We start from the raw sequence: 19,771 nt of genomic DNA, 5'->3' as shown, positions 1-19,771 counted from the left end.
AAGTGCTGATTTTCCACAGTGCAGAACGGGCTTTGTTCCCGTGCGCGCAGTCATGCAGCAAGCCTGAAATGCAATCCGGACTTTGTGTCTGGATTGCATTTTCTTTTTTAGGGTTTGTGTCTGGTGGGAGCATGCCTGTACAGTACGGCGGGTTTTATCTTTTGATTTCGTGGTGGGAGGGTGTATGTGCCGTTGGCATATTGCAATGAAGTCGCCGTGGTTGTTGTGGTTACAGTTGCCGTGCTTTTGTTTGTTAACTGCTTGTGCATCAACCCACAGCGTGGTGTATGTGGCCAATGCTGAGAGCAAGAGTATTACGGTGGCGCATCTCGCAGTCGCATCGGGAGAGCTGGAACTGGTGCAGACGGTGGATGCAGGCGGGACGGTGATGCCGATGGCAGTGAGCCCGGATCGGCGTTTTCTGTTTGCCGCGCTGCGTTCCAAGCCCTATGCCCTGGCCTCGTTTGCGATCGACGGTAAAACCGGGTGCTTGCAGGCTATCGGCCAATTCCCGCTGCCTGAGAGCATGGCCAATATTGCTACTGATCGCAGTGGCCGCCTGTTGTTTGCTGCCTCCTACGGTGGGAATCTGGTCAGTGTGAGCCGTATTGGCGCTGATGGAGTCGTGGCGCCTGCTCACCAGATTGTGCCGACGCCCCCGATGGCGCACTCCATCCAACCCACTCCCGATAACCAATATGTGCTGGTGAGCAGCCTTGGTGGCGATGTATTGATGCGTTGGCGTCTGGATGAGGTGAGCGGCACCCTGGTGAATGATTCGCTGAGCAAAATTGGATTTGAGGAAAAATCCGGCCCGCGTCATTTCGTATTTCATCCGAACGGCAAGTTTGTCTACCTGATTGACGAGCTGGACGCCAAGCTGCATGTGCTGGCGTATGAACAAGGGGGCGAAGTGTTCACGTGCGTACAGACGACAAGTGTCGTACCCGAAAACTACACCGGCAAGCTGGCTGCAGCGGATGTACACATGACGCCTGATGGGCGCTTCCTATATGCCTCAGAGCGTGGCTCCAGCACGCTCACGGCTTTTTGGGTGGATGCACAGACGGGGCACTTGCAGACCATTGCTTCATACCCCACGGAAAAACAGCCGCGTGGCTTCAACATTGATCCAGCGGGGCGTTACCTGGTTGCTGTGGGGCAGGCTTCCCATGCGGCCAGTGTGTATCGCATCAAGCAGGATGGCACACTCGTGTTCAGTCAAAGCTACCCCGTCGGGCGTAGCCCGAACTGGGTAGAGATCATTGCTCGGCCGGGGAAATAGGCTGCTAGTCCAGGCTAGCAGTCGTTTTCAGGTATTCCAGCGGGGCAGGGTCTTGGGCCAGAGCGGATTATTGAGCACGGTGGGCTTGGGGTTGGCCGCCATCAGCGGGTAATCTTTGCTGAAGTGCAGCCCCCGGCTTTCCTTGCGGCGCATGGCGCTACGCACGATCAGGTCGGCGGTCTGCACTAGATTGCGCAGTTCGATCAGGTCGTTGCTGACGCGGAAATTGGTGTAATACTCACTGATCTCACTGGTGAGCAGCTTGATGCGGTGCTGGGCGCGCTCCAGACGTTTGTTGGTGCGCACGATGCCGACGTAATCCCACATGAAGCGACGCAACTCTTCCCAGTTGTGGGAAATGACGACCTCTTCATCTGCATCCGACACCCGGCTCTCATCCCATGCCGGGAGTGAGCTGGGGCATTGACGAGGATTGGCGCGGATATCCTGCGCGGCAGCTTCGGCAAACACCACGCATTCGAGCAGTGAATTGCTGGCCAAGCGGTTGGCGCCGTGCAGCCCGGAGCAAGAGGTTTCGCCAATGGCATACAGGCCGGGCAGGTCGGTGCGCGACCGGATGTCGATGAACACACCGCCGCAGGTGTAATGTGCGGCAGGCACCACCGGGATGGGGTGCTTGGTGATGTCGATGCCCAACTCCAGGCAGCGTGCGGAGATGGTCGGAAAGTGCTCGTGCAGAAATTCCGGGCTCTTGTGGCTGATATCCAGGAAAACGCTGTCGATCCCGCGCTTTTTCATCTCGAAGTCAATGGCGCGGGCCACCACGTCGCGGGGGGCCAGCTCGGCGCGTGGGTCATGCTTGGGCATGAAACGTGTGCCATCAGGCAGGCGCAACAGGCCGCCTTCGCCACGCACCGCTTCAGAAATCAGAAAAGACTTGGCTTGCGGGTGGTACAGGCAGGTGGGGTGGAACTGGATGAATTCCATGTTCGCCACCCGGCAGCCAGCACGCCATGCCATGGCAATGCCATCGCCCGTGGAGGTGTCCGGATTGGTCGTATACAAGTAGACCTTGCCTGCGCCACCGGTGGCCAGCACGGTGTGCGAGGCCGCGAAGGCTTTGACCTTGCCACTGGTGCGGTGCAGGAGATAAGCGCCCAGGCAGCCAGCTTCCACTTTGCCGACCTTGTGGCCGACGATGAGATCGACCGCCACGTAATCCTCGAATACTTTGATGTTCGGGTGGCGGCGCACTTTGTCGATCAAGGTTTCCTGCACTGCGGCACCGGTGGCGTCCGCTACGTGGACGATACGCCGATGGCTGTGCCCGCCTTCGCGCGTCAGGTGCATGTTCCAGGCCGTATCCGCGTCCGGGGTAAAGGCAACCCCCTGGTCGCGCAGCCATTGGATGGCTTGGGCGCCGTGATCGACCACAAAGTGCGTGGCGGTGGGGTCACACAAGCCCGCCCCAGCGATCTGGGTGTCCTCGTAGTGGGCGTTGGTCGAGTCACTTGGATCAATCACGGCGGCAATGCCGCCCTGGGCCCAGGAACTGGCGCCGTCTTCAAGATGACGTTTGCTGACCAGTGCGATCTTGTGCGTGTCAGCGAGCCTTAAAGCCAGTGATTGCCCGGCCAGGCCGCTGCCGATAATCAAAACATCAAACGACTCCACGAGGTGTCCTCATGCGTGCAAAAAGGGGCGAAGCCTGAATCCTAGCCCCATGGCTGGCGTGAACCAAGTCTTGTGCAGATATTCCTTGCGTTCGATGAACTTCCTTAAGCTCCAGACAGTCTTATTGACAGGTTCGATCCCCGGCTTCGGCTATACTCCCGCGCGTGGGCAAGTTCGCCCTGCAGAGAATGTGGTTCGGGTCGATGAGTGACAGAGAGATTGATCAACAATTGGTGGAGCGCGCTCAGCGTGGTGACCAGAAGGCGTTTGGCCTGCTGGTGGCCAAGTATCAGCGCAAGCTGGCCCGTTTGTTGTCACGCATGATCCGGGATGCGGCCGAGGTGGAAGATGTTACCCAGGAGGCGTTCATCAAGGCCTATCGTGCGCTTGGGAACTTTCGGGGCGACAGTGCTTTCTACACATGGTTGTACCGGATTGGTATCAATACGGCCAAGAACTATCTGGTGGCCCAGGGGCGCCGCGCGCCTACGACCACCGAGGTGGAAGCCGAGGATGCGGAAGGGTTTGATGACGCGGGACTGTTGCGGGACATGGATACGCCGGAGCGCCTGTTGCAGACGCAGCAGATCGGCCATGCCGTAAACGCAGCGATGGAAGCACTGCCGGAAGATTTGCGCACCGCGATTGTGTTGCGTGAGATTGATGGTTTGAGTTATGACGAGATTGCCGTGGTGATGAATTGCCCGATCGGGACGGTTCGCTCGCGGATTTTCCGGGCGCGGGAAGCGATCGCAGAGCGGCTGCGGCCAATGCTGGATGTAGCGCCGGACAAGAGGTGGTGATCATGTTGAATGAACAGTTGTCGGCTTGGTGTGATGGAGAGTCTTCAGATCATGAGGGGGCTTCGTCGCAGGCGTTCTTTCCCGGTAGTGCTGAGCAGCGTGCGGACTGTGAGCTGGCATGGCTGATTGGCGATGCCCTACGCGGCGAACCCGCGCTCTCAGAGGATTTCACCAGCAAGGTGATGCAGGCGTTGGCCGCTGAACCTGTGGTGCTGGTCCCTGCTGCGATGGCTTCGCATCGTAAAAAGGTATTGAAACATCCCTGGATGGCGATGGCGGCTGCCGTTTCCGGGGTGTTGGTGGCAGGCTGGATGGTCGCGTCGATGTGGTCTGGTGGAGCGGCCAACCCCGCACTGCTTGCCCGGGCTCCCGCGCCTGTTCCTGTGGTTGCGGCCAGTGGGGCGGAGTGGGTGGCGAGTGCGCAACCCGCCCTGGCGCCTGCCAAGACAAGCAGCCTTGCGCCTGACGCCACCTATCTGATGGCACATCAGGCATCCAGCGGCGGGGCGCCAATCGCTGATGTGGCGCATTTCATCCGGACGGTGAGCGACGACGATCAACAGGGCGCCGGGCGATGAAATTGTTGAGGTGTGTGGCCGTTGCGCTCGTTTTGAGCGGGTTGAGTTCCCTGGCAGTGGCTGAAGATGCGGTAGCCTGGTTGCAGCGTATGAGCCAGGCTGCCCGCAACCTGAATTACTCGGGCGTATTTGTGTATCAGAGCGGGAAACGTTCCGAACTGTCCCGCATCACCCATTTTGTGGATGCCAACGGCGAGCATGAACGCCTGGAGGCACTGGATGGCCCGCCGCGAGAGGTGTTGCGTAATAACGATGAGGTGCAGTGTTTTTTCCCCGCCGACAAGGTCATGGTGCTTGAGCGGGCGAGCAAGGATCGCTTCCCCGGTACGTTGAGCGGCAAGGCCAGTGTGCTGGGTGACTACTACAACGTGCGTCTGGGGCCGGTGGTCCGCGTGGCCGGGCGGGACGCGCAGATGGTGATCCTGGAGCCGCGTGACGATATGCGCTACGGGCATCAATTCTGGGCGGATCTGACTACGGGCCTGTTGCTCAAGGCGCGGATGGTGGATGATGCAGGGCAGGTGGTGGAGCAGTTCTCTTTTTCCGAGATCGCCCAGGGTATCCCTTTTGACCACGAACGGATCAAGGTCCACGCCAATGCGGGGGCTGACTGGCAGGTACTGGATGCACGGGGTAACGAGCTGCGCCCAGGGGATTTGGCCTGGTTGATGCGTTCCTTGCCGATTGGCTACCGAATGGTCTCCCTGACCCGACGTCTGCTGCGCAAGGATGGGCCGGATACGCTACATTTGATGTTCAGCGATGGATTGGCCAATGTGTCGGTATTTATCGAACCCATTCCCCCAGGCGCCAAATTGGGGGACGTGGGTTCAGCCAAGGTTGGATCAACAAGCATCTACCGTAAGGTGGTCAATGAACACCTGATCACGGTATTGGGCGAAGTGCCCGCTGCGGCGATCCGGCGTGTGGCTGACGGCGTGGAAACAAAAAAGAAGTGAAACAGAGAGGTTGATAAGCATGCGGGTCGAAGGCACTGTAATGAATGTGCAGAATAATCAGGCAGTCGTCAGCGTCAAGCGCTCGGGCGGTTGCGGCCGTTGCCATGAAGCGGGGGGCTGCGGCGGCGGTGAGTCATCGTGCGAGCAATACAGCCTGAGTAACCCGGCCAATGCTGTCCCAGGTCAGCGGGTTGAAATTGATCTGCCCGAAGGCGGCGCATTCAAGGCGGCCTTTGTTGCTTACATGCTGCCTGTGATGGGAATGTTGCTGGCCGTACTGGTCGGCAAACTTCTGCAGTGGCCTGATATCGCCTTGTTTGGTGCCTGTCTCACAGGTGGTGCCCTCGGGCTGTGGGTGGGCAAGTTGGCGCTGCAACGAGGTTGGCTGGTGGTGGCCTCTCCTCGCATTGTGCGCGTTGTGCCAGGATGATTGCGCGCGTTGCGCTGCTGCTGGTGTGCTTCCTGTGCCAAGGCGTGGCGCAAGCGCATGCTTTGCCTGAATTTGCCTCATTGGTTGAGCAACAGGCGCCAGTGGTGGTCAACGTCAGCGCCACGCGTAGCGATGCGCGATCACGTGTGCCGGCTCTACGTGCCGTGCCAGACTGGAATGGCTTGCCAGAGTGGTTGCGGCGTTTGACCCCCGGTTCTGGTGATTCGCCGCCCCAGTCTCAGAATGAGCAGCAGGATGACGATGACGGTCCGGCGCAGGGGAGCGGCTTTGTGGTGAGCACGGATGGCTACGTGCTGACCAATGCCCATGTGGTGGAGGATGCGTCGGAGATCCTTGTGCGCCTGTTTGACCGACGTGAATATCTGGCGCGCTTGGTGGGGATGGACAAACGCACCGATATTGCTTTGCTCAAGCTCGATGTCCGTGGTTTGCGTCAAGCCCATCTCGGCAGCCCCGCCAATCTGCGGGTGGGCGATTGGGTGTTGGCGATTGGCTCCCCTTTTGGTTTCGATAGCACGGTCACCGCCGGGATCGTGAGTGCCAAGGGGCGCTGGCTTCCCGACGAAAGCATTGTGCCTTTTATTCAGACTGATGTAGCCATCAATCCGGGTAACTCGGGTGGGCCGCTCTTTAACCTCAAGGGCGAGGTGGTCGGGATCAATTCCCAGATTTACAGCCAGACTGGCGGCTTCATGGGGCTTTCTTTCTCGATACCCATTGATGTGGCAATGGACGTTGCCGAACAGTTGCGCGTGCGTGGTCATGTGCGCCGTGGGCGGATTGGCGTGCAGGTGCAGGAGCTGACTTTCGATATGGCTGAAAGTCTGCAATTGCGTGCGGCCGAAGGGGCCATGATCAGCATGGTCGAACCCAATGGCCCGGCTTCGCGCGCGGGCTTGCATGCCGGGGATGTGATTCTGCGGGTTTCTGGCAAGCAGGTCGTGAATTCGAATGACCTGCCCGGTGTGGTGGGCTCACTTCAACCCGGTAGCCGGGTTGTCGTGAATTACTGGCGGGCAGGGAAGGCACTGCAGGCGAGTCTGTTGGTGGATGAATTCCCCGAAGAGCGCGCCAAGGCGGTCAAGGCGCCTGCGCCCATTCCACGTGGGGCAAACCCGTTGGGGCTGGTAGTGCAGGAACCCAGCCGGGAACAAAAGCACGACAGTGGCCTGGATCGCGCTGCCGCCATTAAGGAGGTAGCCGGTGTTGCGGCGCGTTCGGAGTTGCGTCCGGGGGACTTGATCTCTGGCCTGATCGTGGGGGGGAAGTTACAGGAAGTGGCTTCAGCCGAACAGCTCAACCGGGCGGTCGGCACGCTGACCAAGGGCACAGCGGTCACGCTGCTGGTGCATCGGGGGAATACACAAAGTTTCGTGGCAATCCGCATTCCGGCGGTAGGCGGTATTCGGAACTGAATGCCTCGGTTATACTCTTAGGTTGGCCGTCGCTTAATTCTCATTGGTAACAAGCCCGATTTCACCGCCCATGCAGCATATTCGCAATTTTTCGATCATCGCCCACATCGACCACGGCAAGTCTACGCTTGCTGATCGCCTCATTCAAACCTGCGGCGGTCTATCAGACCGTGAGATGGAGGAACAGGTTCTTGACTCCATGGATTTGGAGCGCGAGCGTGGTATCACCATCAAGGCACAGACTGCCTCGCTGAGCTACCGGGCACGTGACGGGCAGGTCTATAACCTGAACCTGATTGACACACCGGGGCACGTCGACTTTTCCTACGAGGTCAGCCGCTCACTGTCGGCCTGCGAAGGGGCGCTGCTGGTGGTGGATGCTTCGCAAGGGGTGGAAGCCCAAACTGTCGCCAACTGCTACACGGCCCTTGAGCTGGGCGTGGAAGTGGTGCCCGTGCTCAACAAGATGGATCTGCCCTCGGCTGATCCAGATACAGCGCGGCAAGAAGTTGAAGACGTGATCGGGATTGACGCCACCGAGGCGATTCCCTGTTCGGCCAAGACCGGGATGGGGGTCGAGGAGATTCTCGAAGCGATCATTGCCAAGGTGCCCGCGCCGCGTGGCAATCCTGAAGGGCCGCTCAAGGCGCTGATCATCGACTCGTGGTTTGACAACTACGTGGGCGTGGTGATGCTGGTGCGGGTGGTCGATGGCACCTTGCGCCCCAAGGACAAGATTCTGTTCATGAGCACGGGTGCCCAGCACTTGTGTGAGCAGGTTGGTGTGTTCAGCCCGAAATCGGTTTCGCGTGAATCCCTGAACGCGGGCGAGGTGGGCTTTGTGATCGCCGGGATCAAGGAACTGGACTCAGCCAAGGTGGGTGACACCATCACCCTGGTTTCCAAGCCGGCAGGAACGCCGCTGGATGGCTTCAAGGAAATCAAGCCTCAGGTGTTTGCCGGGCTGTACCCGGTGGAAGCCAGCGAGTACGACCAACTGCGTGACTCGTTGGAAAAGCTCAAGCTCAATGATGCCTCCTTGCAGTATGAGCCGGAAGTCTCGCAAGCTCTGGGTTTCGGTTTCCGCTGCGGCTTCCTTGGGCTTTTGCACATGGAGATTGTGCAGGAGCGCCTGGAGCGTGAGTTCGACATGGAACTCATTACCACGGCTCCCACTGTGGTGTACGAGGTTGTACTCAATAATGGTGACGTGATCAAGATCGAGAACCCCTCGAAGCTGCCTGAAGTCAGCAAGATTGCTGAGGTTCGTGAGCCGATCATCACGGCCACGATCTTTGTGCCGCAGGATTACCTCGGGCCGGTCATCACCTTGTGCAACCAGAAGCGTGGTAGTCAGGTCGACATGCACTACCATGGTCGGCAGGTCAAACTGGTGTATGACCTGCCCATGGCCGAAGTGGTGATGGATTTCTTCGATAAGCTCAAGTCCGTTTCGCGTGGCTATGCCTCTCTGGACTATGACTTCAAGGAATATCGTGCCGCCGATGTGGTCAAGCTGGATTTGCTGGTCAGCAGCGAGAAGGTGGATGCGCTCTCTGTGATTGTGCACCGCGCGAGCGCCCAATATCGCGGGCGTGAGCTGGCGGCAAAGCTGCGCGAACTGATCCCGCGTCAGATGTTTGATGTGGCCGTGCAGGCGGCGATTGGCTCACACATCATTGCGCGGGAGACGATCAAGGCGCTGCGCAAGAACGTGTTGGCCAAGTGCTATGGCGGTGACATTACCCGGAAGAAAAAACTGCTGGAGAAGCAGAAAGAGGGTAAGCGTCGTATGAAGCAGGTGGGTAACGTAGAAATTCCGCAGGAGGCTTTCCTGGCGGTGCTGCGTGTGGATGATGGCAAGTAAGCGCTATTTTTATCCCTTGGGGGTTGTGTGGATTTTGCTCTGATTCTGTTTGTACTGAGTGTGGTGACCGGCATCCTGTGGTGCCTGGACGTTTTCTTTGCGCGCAGGCGTCGCCAGAAGGTGCTGCAAGATGCGCTGGAAGGGGCCGTCAAAGCCAAGCGGGAAGGCCAGCTTGGCGCTGCCGAGCTGCTTCTGACCCAAGCAGGTATCCGCCAGTCGGAAGCGCGTGCCGTGCTTGAATCCTTGGGGGATGAGGCTGCTACGGACAAGCCCGCTACCACCAAGCCGACCCTGCGTTTGCCGGACCCCTGGTGGGTGGAGTATGGGGCCAGTTTTTTTGTGGTGATCCTGCCGATCTTCCTGCTGCGCTCGTTCTGGCTGGAACCTTTCCGTATCCCCTCCGGGTCCATGATTCCGACCCTGCTGGTGGGGGATTTCATCCTGGTCAACAAGTACTCCTATGGTGTGCGCCTGCCAGTGCTCAATAAAAAGATCATTGAAGTGGGCCAGCCCAAGCGCGGCGATGTCATGGTCTTTCGCTATCCGCTTGATCCGACCCAGAGTTTTATCAAGCGTGTGGTCGGGTTGCCAGGAGATAAGGTTGCCTACATCAACAAGCGCCTGACGATCAACGGGGAGGCGATGCCTGTGCGCCCCGAGCAAGCCTATGCAGAGCCCGGGAAATATGAGACTGACCAGTTCACCGAGACGCTTGGTGGCGTGGAGCATCGCATCCTGAATGAGAGCAGCGCACCGCCCTTTACGCCGGAGATGATCCGTCTGCCTCACGCTTATCAGGAAAACTGCAAGTATTCCGAACTGGGTGTTGAATGCGTCGTGCCGGCTGGATACTATTTCATGATGGGTGATAACCGGGATCAGAGTTCCGACTCCCGTGTCTGGGGTTTTGTGCCGGATGAGAACATTGTTGGGCAGGCCTTCTTCGTCTGGTTCCACGCCGATGGAATCATCCCCCCCAGCGGTATCAAGTTTGGCCGGATTGGCAGCTTCCACTAAGCAAGGAGAGCAAAATATGGTTCGACAACGTGGTTTGTCTTTGATCTCGGCCCTGATCGTTGGTGTGATGGGGATGGCGGCCTTGATTCTGGGTCTGAAGATCGTGCCCGTGTATGCGGAGTATTTTGCGGTCAAGAAGGCTTTTACCAAGGTTATCTCTGCGACGGATGTGGGTGCATCTCCCTCTGACTTCCGTAATGCCTTCCAACGGTTTGCCGACGTGGACGACATCACCTCTGTGGATCGTGAGGCTATTGATGTGGTCAAGGAAGGTGGGCATGCCTCCATGCACGTCAAGTACACGCGGACGGTCAAGCTCTTTGGGCCGGCGAGTCTGCTGTTCGAATTTTCCGTTGATTCCTGATGGGTTTGAAGCCATTTCATGCCATGTTGCAGCAGGCTCTGGGCTATGAGTTCAAACGCCCGGAGTTGTTGGCGCGGGCGCTGACGCATCGCAGTTTTTCGGCTGACCATAACGAGCGCCTGGAGTTTTTGGGCGATGGCATTCTCAACATGGTAGTCGCCATGATGCTCTTTGAGCGTTATGCCGAGCTGCGTGAAGGGGAACTGTCGCGTCTTCGGGCGATGCTCGTCAAGCAAGATGCATTGGCTCAGATCGCCCAGGATTTGAAGTTGGGTGAATGCCTGCGTCTGGGCGAGGGCGAGGTGAAAAGTGGTGGGCGTTTCCGCCCTTCCATTCTGGCCGATGCAGTGGAAGCCAGCCTGGGTGCTGTATTTCTTGATGGCGGGTTTGATGCAGTGACGGGCGTGATTGCCCGGCTGTATGCCAAAAGCCTGGCTGGGCTTGATCCTGCCCGATCCCTCAAAGACCCCAAGACGGCTTTGCAGGAACATCTTCAGGGGCGGCATCTGCCTTTGCCAGAGTATGCGCTGGCCGAAATCCGGGGTGAAGCGCATGCCCAGGAATTCGAGGTGGTCTGTGCCGTCCCCTCCCTTTCCATTACTGAGCATGGTAACGGCGCCAGTCGCCGTATTGCCGAACAGAGTGCCGCCGCTGCAGTGTTGGCGCGTCTGGGCTTGTCATAGGTGGGTGCGGTTGCACCTGCCCGCATGGTGTCATGAATAACGAAACTTTCCATACCGGCCTCGTGGCCATTGTCGGGCGTCCCAATGTAGGGAAGTCCACGCTGCTCAACCGTCTGGTCGGGCAGAAGATCAGCATTGTCTCGCGCAAGGCTCAGACTACCCGGCACCGCATCACCGGTGTGCTGACTGAGGCGAACAATCAGTTCATCTTTGTCGACACCCCTGGATTCCAGACCCACCACCGCAATGCCTTGAACACCACCATGAACCGCACGGTGTCCCAGGTCTTGCAGGAAGTAGACGTGGTGATGTTCCTGATCGAAGCGGGGCGTTTTGGCCCTGATGATCGCAAGGTGATGGCCTTGTTGCCCAAGGGCACCAAGGTTGTCCTGGTGATCAACAAGGTTGATCTGGAAGCCGATAAAGCCAAGCTGCTGCCTTTTATCGAAGGGATGTCCAAGGAATTCGAGTTTGCGGACATCGTGCCGGTCAGTGCCGAACGTGGGCAGAACGTGGCAGAACTGCTGCGTTGCGTGGGGCAGTATTTGCCGGAGGCGCCGCCATTGTTCGGCGAAGACGACATCACCGATCGCAGCGAGCGTTTCCTGGCCGCCGAGTTCCTGCGTGAAAAACTGTTCCGTCTGCTGGGCGAAGAGCTGCCCTACGGGATGACGGTGGAGATCGAGAAGTTCGAGCTTGAAGGCAATCTGCGCCGGATTTATGCCGCCATCGTGGTCGATAAGGCTGGGCACAAAGGTATCGTCATCGGCAAGGGAGGCGAGCGCCTCAAACGCATCTCTACCGAAGCTCGTGTGGAGTTGGAGAAGCTCTTCGACTGCAAGGTCTATCTAGAAACCTGGGTCAAGGTCAAAAGCGGCTGGGCAGACGACGAGCGCGCACTCAAGAGCCTCGGGTACGACTAGGCCACTGGAGGCGGACCAACATGGTTGTGCGGCGACGCGTCGAGTTTCAGGCTGCCTACCTGCTGCACAGCTACCCGTGGCGGGAAACCAGCCTGATCGCCGAGATATTCTCCCCGGATCATGGGCGGGTCGCCATGGTGGCCAAGGGGGCACGCCGCCCCCTGTCCAATTTGCGCAGCGTGCTGATGGCTTTTCAGCCGCTGTCGTTGACCTGGTCTGGCAAGGCAGAGGTAAAAACCCTGGTTGAAGCCGAATGGGTCGGTGGTCTGCCTTTGCTGCAAGGCTCGGCCCTGCTGTGTGGTTATTACTTGAACGAACTGCTGCTGCGCCTGTTGCCGCGCGAAGACCCACACCCCCGCCTGTTCGAAGCGTATGCCCAATCGCTCGCCAAGCTGGCACTCGGGCTGCCCCATGCGCCCTTGCTGCGCGAATTTGAACTCACGCTCTTGCGCGAACTGGGCTATGCGCCGACACTTGACCGTGAGGCGGATGGTCAAAGGCCTGTCATCCCATCCGAATACTACTTTTTCTTGCCCGAGCGTGGTCCTGTGCCAGCGCGGGGCGAGTCAGCCGATTCGGCGCTGATTCCTGGGCATGTGCTGTTGGCCATGGCCGCCGGGGACTTTTCCCAGCCTGCCACGCTCAGCCATGCCAAAGCCCTGATGCGCCGACTGATCAACCATCATCTGGATGGGCAGGAGCTTGCCTCCCGCCGCATCCTGATTGAATTGCAAGAATTGTGAACCTTCGAGGAAAGCAAAATGATTGAACTTGGCGTCAATATCGACCACGTAGCCACGATTCGTCAGGCACGTCGCACCTACGAACCTGATCCTGTCTGGGCCGCCGTGGAGGCCCACTTGGGCGGTGCGGATGGTATCACCGTGCACCTGCGTGAAGATCGTCGTCATATTCAGGATCATGACGTGCGCCGCCTGCGCGAACTCACCCACATCAAGCTCAACCTCGAGATGGCCGCCACCCCGGAAATGGTCAAGGTCGCCTGTGAGATCAAGCCCGAGATGGCCATGCTCGTGCCAGAAGGGCGGCAGGAGATCACCACCGAGGGCGGGCTGGACATTCTGGCCCGTGAGGGCGCACTGAAGGATTCGATCAGCCGCTTGGCAGACCACGGCATTATGAGTAGCGTGTTCATCGACGCGGATCTGCGCCAAGTGGAAGCTGCTGCCCGCATCGGCGCACGGGTGTGTGAAATCCACACCGGCCCCTACGCCGAAGCCTTCCACACCAAGGGGCGCGATACCCGCAGCCCAGCGGTGGTCGCAGAGATCGACAAAATCCGTGCCGCAGGCAAGGCCATTGTTGATCTAGGCATGCGTTTCAATGCGGGGCATGCGCTGAACTACTTCAATGTGCAGCCGATTGCCGCCCTGGCCGGGGTACGCGAGTTGCATATCGGTCACGCCATCGTCAGCCGCGCCGTGTTTGTGGGCTTGCGTGAAGCCGTGGCCGAGATGAAGCGCCTGATGCGCGAAGCGGATGCCCAGCGTCGCGTTGATGAACGATGATCTACGGCATCGGCACTGACATCGTATCGCTGGCCCGTATCCGTGAGGTGCTGGCCCGCCACGGTGCGCGCTTTGCCGAGCGGGTGCTGGCCGATTGCGAGAAGGCGGGGTTCGCTTCTGCTCACGACCCAGCGCGTTTTCTTGCCAAACGTTTTGCTGCCAAAGAGGCTTTTTCCAAGGCTTTGGGCACCGGCCTGCGTCCGCCCGCCACGCTTGCGGCCATTGGAGTGGGGCACGATGAACTTGGCAAGCCCGAATATGTCTGTGCCCCGGCGTTGGCACAGTTGCTTCAGGCACGCGGCTTGCGTGCCCAGTTGTCGATCAGCGATGAGCGCGATTACGTGCTGGCTTTTGCGATCATGGAGAAGGTGAATGAGTGAAACGGTTCACGGCCTGCTGCTGGGGCCGGTGATGTGCGATGTGGCGGGCTATAGCCTCACCGAAGCAGAACGCCAGCGCCTGCGTCATCCTTTGGTGGGCGGGGTCATCCTGTTCTCACGCAATTTTCAGAGCGTTGCGCAGCTCAAGGCGCTGGTGGCCGAGTTGCGTGCCTTGCGCGACCCGGCGCTGATCATTGCAGTCGACCACGAAGGCGGGCGGGTCCAGCGTTTCCGCCAAGGCTTTACCGCAATCCCTCCCATGCACAGGCTTGGCGAACTGTGGGATCAAGCTTCCACACGGGCGCTCAGCATGGCGCGCAATACCGGATATGTGCTGGCGGCCGAGTTGCTTGACTGCGGTGTCGGCCTGAGCTTCGCCCCGGTGCTGGACTTGGCCTATGGGCGCAGCAAGGTGGTGGGGGATCGTGCCTTCCACCGTCAGCCGCAAGCCGTGCAAGCCCTGGCACAAGCCTTGGCGGCAGGGTTGCGCGAAGCAGGCATGGGCGCTGTGGGTAAGCATTTCCCCGGTCATGGCTATGCCGAGGCGGATTCCCATCTTGCTATTCCACGTGATGGGCGCAGTTTTGAAGCCATCTGGGCAGAGGATATCCAGCCCTACACCCACCCCCTGAATGTGGAATTGGCCGGGGTGATGCCCGCCCATGTGATCTACGAAGCGGTTGATGCTCATCCTGCTGGGTTCTCCCCGTTCTGGATCAAGGATGTGCTGCGTTCCCGGCTGGGCTTCAAGGGTGTGGTGTTCAGCGACGACCTCACCATGGAAGGCGCTACCGTTGCCGGGGATATCGTTGCACGCGCACAGGCCGCGCATCAGGCGGGTTGCGACATGGTGCTGGTGTGTAATCGCCCGGACATGGCGGACGATCTGCTCACCCGCTGGCAACCGCCGATTGAGGCCGCGCGCGCCCGGCGGATCGCCCGATTGCAGCCGGATGCATCCTGGAGCAAGCGCCCCCCTTTGGCCTGTAGTGCCACGTATCTGGCAGCGCGTCAGCAGTTGGATGCATGGCTGGAGACGCCATAGGCCAAAATCGTCCGGAGTTTGATGATGAAGGGGTAGGGGCTTTGAGCATGGCTTGCTACAATACGAGGTTATTCTGTTCTTATTGCGTCGGGAGGTATGCTTTCCGCCGCCAAACGCGTAAGGGCGGGATGATGACCAACAATACGTGACCCATACATCAAGAGAGATTTCACCACCATGGCGATTGAACGCACCCTATCCATCATCAAGCCTGATGCCGTAGCCAAGAACGTGATCGGCAAGATCTACCAGCGCTTTGAAGATGCAGACCTGAAAATTGTAGCTGCCAAGTTCGTGCAGTTGTCCGCACAGGAAGCTGGCCAGTTCTATGCTGTGCATAAGGACCGCCCCTTCTTTGCCAGCTTGGTGGAATTTATGATTTCCGGCCCGGTGATGATCCAGGTGCTCGAAGGTGAAGGTGCAATCGCCAAGAACCGCGAGCTGATGGGCGCGACCGACCCGAAAAAGGCCGCTCCCAACACCATTCGTGCCGATTTTGCCGACTCCATCAGCGCCAATGCCGTGCATGGTTCCGATGGCCCGGACACCGCAGCCGTGGAAGTCGCCTTCTTCTTCCCCGGCATGAACATCTATAGCCGTTAATAGTATTTATGCCCGGTCGCATTGTCGTGATCGGGCTATAGTTTGAAGCCCATGCAAAACCTCCTTGATTTCGATGCCGATGCCCTGATTGCCTGGTTCGCCGAGCGTGGTGAAAAGCCGTTCCGTGCGCGCCAGATCCTGCATTGGATTCACCGCTTTGGGGAAACCGACTTTGACGCCATGACGGATGTGGCCAAAAGCCTGCGTGCCCAACTCAAGGAGACTGCCTGCATCGTGCCGCCGGTGCCGATCCGCGATTCTGTCTCGGGGGACGGCACCCGCAAGTGGCTCATGGATGTGGGCAACGGCAACGCGGTGGAGACGGTGTTCATCCCCGAAACCAAGCGTGGCACGCTGTGCGTGTCTTCCCAGGCAGGATGTGCACTGGATTGCGCCTTTTGCTCCACGGGCAAGCAAGGTTTCAACCGCAACCTGTCTGCGGCCGAGATCATCGGCCAGCTCTGGCTCGCCAACCGCCTGCTGGGGGCGACGGCCGATGGCGAGCGCATCATCAGCAATGTGGTGATGATGGGCATGGGCGAACCGCTGGCTAATTTTGACAACGTGGTTTCCGCGCTCAAACTGATGCTTGATGATCACGCCTATGGCCTGTCACGGCGGCGAGTGACGGTGTCGACCTCCGGTATCGTGCCTGCCATCGACCGTTTGCGTGACGAATGCCCGGTGGCCCTTGCCGTATCGCTGCATGCACCGAATGACGAGTTGCGCAATCGGCTGGTGCCCATCAACCAGAAATACCCGCTCAAGGACTTGCTCTCGGCCTGTCGGCGCTATCTTGATCGTGCCCCACGTGATTTCGTAACCTTCGAATACATCATGCTTGAAGGTGTGAATGATCGTGATGAACACCTGCGCCAGTTGATCGATATCGCCCACAAGGTGCCGTGCAAGTACAACCTGATCCCCTTCAATCCATTCCCGAATTCCGGTTTCCGGCGTTCTTCCGCACCGACTGTCCGTCGATTTGCACAGTTGCTCAATGAAGCAGGTATTGTCACAACCACCCGCAAGACGCGGGGGGACGATGTGGATGCCGCATGTGGTCAGCTTGCAGGACAGGTCAAGGATCGAACCCGCCGCACGCAGGCTCATGTTATGACGATAACAAAGGAGAAGGCTCAGTGAATAAGCACTATCGGTTGTTGGGGATGCTTGGTGTGGTTTTCGGCTTGGCGGGGTGTGTGGCGCCGCAGAACTACAAGGCACAGGAACCCAAGGTGCCTGAAGCCGTAGAGCGCCCCAGTGCAGATCAGCCCTCCACCAGCAAGGCAAGAACCTCTGCCAAGCTGCATACGGAACTGGGGACGGCCTATTTGCAGGCTGCACGCGTGGGGGTGGCACTGGACGAAGTCGGTCAAGCGCTTTCCTACGACCAGACCTATGCCCCCGCCCATTTGCTCAAGGCCCAGGTTTATGTCGAGCTGGAGCAGTTCTCGCTCGCCCGGCCGGAGTTTGAAGAGGCGGTGCGTCTGGCGCCAGGGGACCCCACTGTCAACAACACCTATGGCTGGTTCCTGTGCACCCAGGGGCAGGAGGGCCAGGGTTTGCAGCGCTTGGAAATGGCTGCTCGCAACCCCTATTACGCCACGCCCGCCAAATCCTGGGCCAACGCTGGCTTGTGCTATCTGCGCCTGAAGCAGGATGCCCAGGCTGAAGAGCGTTTCACCCGTGCCTATGCGCTGGACGACCGCGAGCCCATGCCGCTCTACCATCTGGCGCAGATCAACCTGCGTACTGAGCGCTATATGCGTGCCAAGCAGTTTGTGGACCAGTTGATGAACAGGCAGGAGCCTGATGCAGATGTTCTCTGGCTGGCCCTGCGCATTGAGCGTAAGCTGGAGAATACTGAAAGCGTCAGACGCTTGGCAGACAAACTGCGCAATGATTTCCCCGGATCCGCTGAATACCAGAACTACCTGCAAGGGAAATTCGAGTGAGCGAGGATAAAAACAACGCTGATGCCATTCCTGCCGAGGTATGGGATCGTCTGCGCCAGGCACGCGAAGCCATGGGTTTGTCGATCGGTGACGTATCGGCCTACCTGAAATTGACGGTTCGCCAGATTGAAGCGATTGAGCATGGCGAGCTTGACGCGCTGCCCGGTGCTGCGTTCGCGCGTGGGTTCGTGCGCAATTACGCCCGTTTCCTGGGGCTGGACCCGGCTGAGTTCCTGCAGGCCAAGGATACTACCGGTTTGGCGCCGGACGCCGATTCCGCAACACTGGCTGCCCGCATCAATCCAACAGGCCTGGGCACCATCCCCTTCAAGCGCCGCCTGCATATGCCCTGGCTGCCGATGGCGCTGGGGGTGCTGCTCCTGTTTATCCTGTTGTCTGTGGCTTGGCACTTCAGGTGGCTGGAACCCAAGGACGACGAGCTGTTGGCACAGTTGCAGTCCGAACCTGCTGCGGTGGGCGTCTCCGGCGTGGTCTCGGTGGCATCCGCTCCCGTGCAGGCCGCCTCTGAGGTCGTCGCCTCTGCGCCAGCCGCCTCAAGCCCACTCCCCGCAGCAGAATCGGCGCCCGTGGTGGCTGCCAGCCCTGTAGCCGTGCCTGCTTCCTCTGCCCCTGCCGTGGTGCGCCAGAGTGCGCCTGCTCTACCGGTGGCAGCGGCCTCGCCTGTTGTTGTCAGCCCGTCCGTGGCGGTGCCTGCTTCCGCCCCTGCAGCGGCACAATCGGCGAATGCTAGCAATCTCTCCTTGGCGTTTGAGGGGGATTCCTGGGTCGTGGTCAGGGATGCAACGGGCAAGACCCTGATGTCCCGGCTGAATGCAGCAGGGTCCAGTCAGATCCTCCAGGGGACACCCCCACTGGCGGTTGTGGTCGGGAATGCCAGGCATGTGAAATTGATCTGGCGTGGCAAACCGGTTGATCTGGCGCCTTATACCAAAATTGATGTGGCCAAGATGAGCCTGCAATAGGAATCGTTGTAATGAGTCAGTCTCCCCGCTCCGCCTCTGCCCTCTCACGCCACCCGACCCGTCTGGTCCAGATCGGTCGGGTTCTGGTTGGTTCGGCTGCCCCGATTGTGGTGCAGTCGATGACCAATACCGATACGGCGGACCATATCGCCACCGCAATCCAGGTGGCCCAACTGGCGCGCGCCGGGTCTGAACTGGTGCGTATCACCGTCAATAATGATGATGCCGCCAAGGCGGTGCCGAAGATCCGCGAACAGCTCCTGAAGATGAACGTGGATGTGCCCCTGATTGGGGATTTTCATTACAACGGCCACAAGCTGCTGACGGATAACCCCGCCTGTGCCGAAACGCTGGACAAGTACCGCATCAACCCCGGTAACGTGGGGCAGGGGGCCAAGCACGATACCCAGTTTGGCCAGATCGTCGAAATGGCCTGCCGCCACAGCAAGCCGGTGCGCATCGGGGTGAACTGGGGGAGTCTGGATCAATCGGTGCTGGCCCGCATGATGGATGCCAATGCCAGCCGGGCCGAGCCTTGGGATGTGGGGGCGGTGATGCGCGAGGCGCTGGTGGTCTCCGCACTCGAAAGCGCGCAGATGGCCGAGGAAGTCGGCCTGCCGGGGGATCGGATCATCCTCTCGGCCAAGGTCTCTTCGGTGCAGGACCTGATCGCGGTGTACCGTGAAATGGCTGCCCGCAGCGATTATCCGCTGCACCTGGGGCTGACCGAGGCGGGCATGGGCAGCAAAGGGATTGTTTCCTCCACGGCTGCCTTGGCCGTGTTGTTGCAGGAAGGTATTGGCGACACCATCCGCGTCTCTCTGACGCCGGAACCGGGTGGCGCACGGACCCAGGAAGTGGTGGTGGCGCAGGAAATCCTGCAAAGCATGAGCCTGCGGGCTTTCACCCCCATGGTGACGGCTTGCCCGGGATGTGGGCGGACGACCAGCACCGTCTTCCAGGAACTTGCGCAAAACGTGCAAAGTTATGTCCGTGAGAAGATGCCTGAGTGGCGGACACGGTATGATGGTGTGGAAAACCTCACCCTGGCGGTGATGGGCTGCGTGGTGAACGGCCCAGGTGAGAGCAAGCATGCCAATATCGGCATCTCCTTGCCTGGAACGGGCGAGACGCCTGCCGCACCGGTGTTCATTGATGGGCAGAAGGCCATGACCCTGCGCGGGGAGAATATCGCCCAGGAGTTCCAGGCGATTCTTGACAACTACGTTGCAACCAAATTTCCGGCCAAGGGTCTGAGTGCCTAGGTTGGCGAGCAGCATACATAAAATACAA

At 59.3% G+C, this 19,771-nt stretch carries 22 protein-coding genes; 21 read left to right on the top strand and 1 reads right to left on the bottom strand.

What is annotated here, in order from left to right:
- Both B145_RS29070 and B145_RS0110210 read left to right on the top strand, forming a co-directional pair.
- On the top strand, nucleotides 1-209 hold a 209-nt coding region (locus B145_RS29070), incomplete at its 5' end, for a hypothetical protein (protein WP_211209800.1).
- Between the two features lie 71 nt (nucleotides 210-280).
- Nucleotides 281-1,285: a lactonase family protein gene (locus tag B145_RS0110210; RefSeq protein ID WP_018607131.1), complete on the top strand. Its 1,005-nt coding sequence runs from the start codon at nucleotides 281-283 to the stop codon at nucleotides 1,283-1,285.
- A gap of 27 nt (nucleotides 1,286-1,312) precedes the next feature.
- Here B145_RS0110210 and nadB read toward each other — a convergent pair whose 3' ends face one another.
- The gene (gene nadB, locus B145_RS0110205; RefSeq protein ID WP_018607130.1) at nucleotides 1,313-2,920 is read right to left on the bottom strand and encodes an L-aspartate oxidase; all 1,608 of its coding nucleotides are present in this window, start codon (nucleotides 2,918-2,920) and stop codon (nucleotides 1,313-1,315) included.
- Between the two features lie 203 nt (nucleotides 2,921-3,123).
- Between nadB and rpoE the strand changes: the two genes are divergently transcribed.
- The 19 genes from rpoE to ispG all read left to right on the top strand — a co-directional run bounded on the left by rpoE (nucleotide 3,124) and on the right by ispG (nucleotide 19,743).
- The gene (gene rpoE, locus B145_RS0110200; protein ID WP_018607129.1) at nucleotides 3,124-3,723 is read left to right on the top strand and encodes an RNA polymerase sigma factor RpoE; all 600 of its coding nucleotides are present in this window, start codon (nucleotides 3,124-3,126) and stop codon (nucleotides 3,721-3,723) included.
- A 2-nt stretch (nucleotides 3,724-3,725) separates the two neighbouring features.
- A complete protein-coding gene (locus B145_RS25175) occupies nucleotides 3,726-4,301 on the top strand; it encodes a sigma-E factor negative regulatory protein (protein WP_051082572.1) in 576 nt (191 codons plus the stop codon).
- The gene (locus B145_RS0110190; protein WP_026259008.1) at nucleotides 4,298-5,260 is read left to right on the top strand and encodes a MucB/RseB C-terminal domain-containing protein; all 963 of its coding nucleotides are present in this window, start codon (nucleotides 4,298-4,300) and stop codon (nucleotides 5,258-5,260) included. Before B145_RS25175 ends, B145_RS0110190 begins: the two co-directional genes overlap by 4 nt.
- Before the next feature lie 19 nt (nucleotides 5,261-5,279).
- Nucleotides 5,280-5,690: a SoxR reducing system RseC family protein gene (locus B145_RS0110185; protein ID WP_018607126.1), complete on the top strand. Its 411-nt coding sequence runs from the start codon at nucleotides 5,280-5,282 to the stop codon at nucleotides 5,688-5,690.
- A complete protein-coding gene (locus B145_RS0110180) occupies nucleotides 5,687-7,126 on the top strand; it encodes a Do family serine endopeptidase (protein WP_018607125.1) in 1,440 nt (479 codons plus the stop codon). Before B145_RS0110185 ends, B145_RS0110180 begins: the two co-directional genes overlap by 4 nt.
- Nucleotides 7,127-7,196: 70 nt before the next feature.
- Nucleotides 7,197-8,993: a translation elongation factor 4 gene (gene lepA / locus B145_RS0110175; protein WP_018607124.1), complete on the top strand. Its 1,797-nt coding sequence runs from the start codon at nucleotides 7,197-7,199 to the stop codon at nucleotides 8,991-8,993.
- Nucleotides 8,994-9,020: 27 nt separating this feature from the next.
- A complete protein-coding gene (gene lepB / locus B145_RS25170) occupies nucleotides 9,021-10,010 on the top strand; it encodes a signal peptidase I (RefSeq protein ID WP_018607122.1) in 990 nt (329 codons plus the stop codon).
- Nucleotides 10,011-10,026: 16 nt separating this feature from the next.
- Nucleotides 10,027-10,374 (top strand): DUF4845 domain-containing protein, encoded by a 348-nt coding sequence (locus B145_RS0110165; RefSeq protein WP_018607121.1) that lies wholly within the window; start codon nucleotides 10,027-10,029, stop codon nucleotides 10,372-10,374.
- The gene (rnc, locus tag B145_RS0110160; RefSeq protein ID WP_018607120.1) at nucleotides 10,374-11,057 is read left to right on the top strand and encodes a ribonuclease III; all 684 of its coding nucleotides are present in this window, start codon (nucleotides 10,374-10,376) and stop codon (nucleotides 11,055-11,057) included. The genes B145_RS0110165 and rnc overlap by 1 nt, the downstream gene beginning before the upstream one ends.
- A 32-nt stretch (nucleotides 11,058-11,089) precedes the next feature.
- Nucleotides 11,090-11,980 (top strand): GTPase Era, encoded by an 891-nt coding sequence (gene era, locus B145_RS0110155; protein WP_018607119.1) that lies wholly within the window; start codon nucleotides 11,090-11,092, stop codon nucleotides 11,978-11,980.
- A gap of 20 nt (nucleotides 11,981-12,000) precedes the next feature.
- The gene (recO, locus tag B145_RS0110150) at nucleotides 12,001-12,723 is read left to right on the top strand and encodes a DNA repair protein RecO (protein WP_018607116.1); all 723 of its coding nucleotides are present in this window, start codon (nucleotides 12,001-12,003) and stop codon (nucleotides 12,721-12,723) included.
- 18 nt (nucleotides 12,724-12,741) lie between these two features.
- Nucleotides 12,742-13,509: a pyridoxine 5'-phosphate synthase gene (locus B145_RS0110145; protein ID WP_018607114.1), complete on the top strand. Its 768-nt coding sequence runs from the start codon at nucleotides 12,742-12,744 to the stop codon at nucleotides 13,507-13,509.
- Nucleotides 13,506-13,889, top strand: a complete 384-nt coding sequence (gene acpS, locus B145_RS0110140) for a holo-ACP synthase (RefSeq protein WP_018607112.1) — start codon at nucleotides 13,506-13,508, stop codon at nucleotides 13,887-13,889. Before B145_RS0110145 ends, acpS begins: the two co-directional genes overlap by 4 nt.
- A complete protein-coding gene (nagZ, locus tag B145_RS0110135) occupies nucleotides 13,882-14,934 on the top strand; it encodes a beta-N-acetylhexosaminidase (RefSeq protein ID WP_018607111.1) in 1,053 nt (350 codons plus the stop codon). Before acpS ends, nagZ begins: the two co-directional genes overlap by 8 nt.
- 177 nt (nucleotides 14,935-15,111) lie before the next feature.
- Nucleotides 15,112-15,537 carry a nucleoside-diphosphate kinase gene (gene ndk, locus B145_RS0110130; RefSeq protein WP_018607110.1) on the top strand — a complete coding sequence of 142 codons (426 nt, stop codon included), beginning with the start codon at nucleotides 15,112-15,114 and terminating at the stop codon, nucleotides 15,535-15,537.
- 51 nt (nucleotides 15,538-15,588) lie between these two features.
- Nucleotides 15,589-16,683, top strand: a complete 1,095-nt coding sequence (gene rlmN / locus B145_RS0110125) for a dual-specificity RNA methyltransferase RlmN (protein WP_018607109.1) — start codon at nucleotides 15,589-15,591, stop codon at nucleotides 16,681-16,683.
- The gene (gene pilW / locus B145_RS0110120; protein WP_026259007.1) at nucleotides 16,680-17,495 is read left to right on the top strand and encodes a type IV pilus biogenesis/stability protein PilW; all 816 of its coding nucleotides are present in this window, start codon (nucleotides 16,680-16,682) and stop codon (nucleotides 17,493-17,495) included. Before rlmN ends, pilW begins: the two co-directional genes overlap by 4 nt.
- On the top strand, nucleotides 17,492-18,478 hold the full coding sequence (locus B145_RS0110115; RefSeq protein WP_018607107.1) for a helix-turn-helix domain-containing protein: 987 nt from the start codon (nucleotides 17,492-17,494) through the stop codon (nucleotides 18,476-18,478). The genes pilW and B145_RS0110115 overlap by 4 nt, the downstream gene beginning before the upstream one ends.
- A gap of 11 nt (nucleotides 18,479-18,489) precedes the next feature.
- Nucleotides 18,490-19,743: a flavodoxin-dependent (E)-4-hydroxy-3-methylbut-2-enyl-diphosphate synthase gene (gene ispG / locus B145_RS0110110; RefSeq protein WP_018607106.1), complete on the top strand. Its 1,254-nt coding sequence runs from the start codon at nucleotides 18,490-18,492 to the stop codon at nucleotides 19,741-19,743.
- Nucleotides 19,744-19,771: the final 28 nt, after the last annotated feature.

Origin of the sequence: Uliginosibacterium gangwonense DSM 18521 (genome assembly GCF_000373965.1) — a bacterium.
GTDB classification, from domain to species: domain Bacteria; phylum Pseudomonadota; class Gammaproteobacteria; order Burkholderiales; family Rhodocyclaceae; genus Uliginosibacterium; species Uliginosibacterium gangwonense.
The sequence above is the reverse complement of the archived record's forward strand: the minus strand, read 5'-3'. Positions and strand labels throughout refer to the sequence as shown.

What these genes read in the sequence shown, in the direction of transcription:
- rpoE (WP_018607129.1), top strand. Translation starts at nt 3,124, where the DNA reads ATGAGTGACAGAGAGATTGATCAACAATTGGTGGAGCGCGCTCAGCGT.
- B145_RS25175 (WP_051082572.1), top strand. Translation starts at nt 3,726, where the DNA reads ATGTTGAATGAACAGTTGTCGGCTTGGTGTGATGGAGAGTCTTCAGAT.
- B145_RS0110190 (WP_026259008.1), top strand. Translation starts at nt 4,298, where the DNA reads ATGAAATTGTTGAGGTGTGTGGCCGTTGCGCTCGTTTTGAGCGGGTTG.
- B145_RS0110185 (WP_018607126.1), top strand. Translation starts at nt 5,280, where the DNA reads ATGCGGGTCGAAGGCACTGTAATGAATGTGCAGAATAATCAGGCAGTC.
- B145_RS0110180 (WP_018607125.1), top strand. Translation starts at nt 5,687, where the DNA reads ATGATTGCGCGCGTTGCGCTGCTGCTGGTGTGCTTCCTGTGCCAAGGC.
- lepA (WP_018607124.1), top strand. Translation starts at nt 7,197, where the DNA reads ATGCAGCATATTCGCAATTTTTCGATCATCGCCCACATCGACCACGGC.
- B145_RS0110165 (WP_018607121.1), top strand. Translation starts at nt 10,027, where the DNA reads ATGGTTCGACAACGTGGTTTGTCTTTGATCTCGGCCCTGATCGTTGGT.
- rnc (WP_018607120.1), top strand. Translation starts at nt 10,374, where the DNA reads ATGGGTTTGAAGCCATTTCATGCCATGTTGCAGCAGGCTCTGGGCTAT.
- era (WP_018607119.1), top strand. Translation starts at nt 11,090, where the DNA reads ATGAATAACGAAACTTTCCATACCGGCCTCGTGGCCATTGTCGGGCGT.
- recO (WP_018607116.1), top strand. Translation starts at nt 12,001, where the DNA reads ATGGTTGTGCGGCGACGCGTCGAGTTTCAGGCTGCCTACCTGCTGCAC.
- B145_RS0110145 (WP_018607114.1), top strand. Translation starts at nt 12,742, where the DNA reads ATGATTGAACTTGGCGTCAATATCGACCACGTAGCCACGATTCGTCAG.
- acpS (WP_018607112.1), top strand. Translation starts at nt 13,506, where the DNA reads ATGATCTACGGCATCGGCACTGACATCGTATCGCTGGCCCGTATCCGT.
- nagZ (WP_018607111.1), top strand. Translation starts at nt 13,882, where the DNA reads ATGAGTGAAACGGTTCACGGCCTGCTGCTGGGGCCGGTGATGTGCGAT.
- ndk (WP_018607110.1), top strand. Translation starts at nt 15,112, where the DNA reads ATGGCGATTGAACGCACCCTATCCATCATCAAGCCTGATGCCGTAGCC.
- rlmN (WP_018607109.1), top strand. Translation starts at nt 15,589, where the DNA reads ATGCAAAACCTCCTTGATTTCGATGCCGATGCCCTGATTGCCTGGTTC.
- ispG (WP_018607106.1), top strand. Translation starts at nt 18,490, where the DNA reads ATGAGTCAGTCTCCCCGCTCCGCCTCTGCCCTCTCACGCCACCCGACC.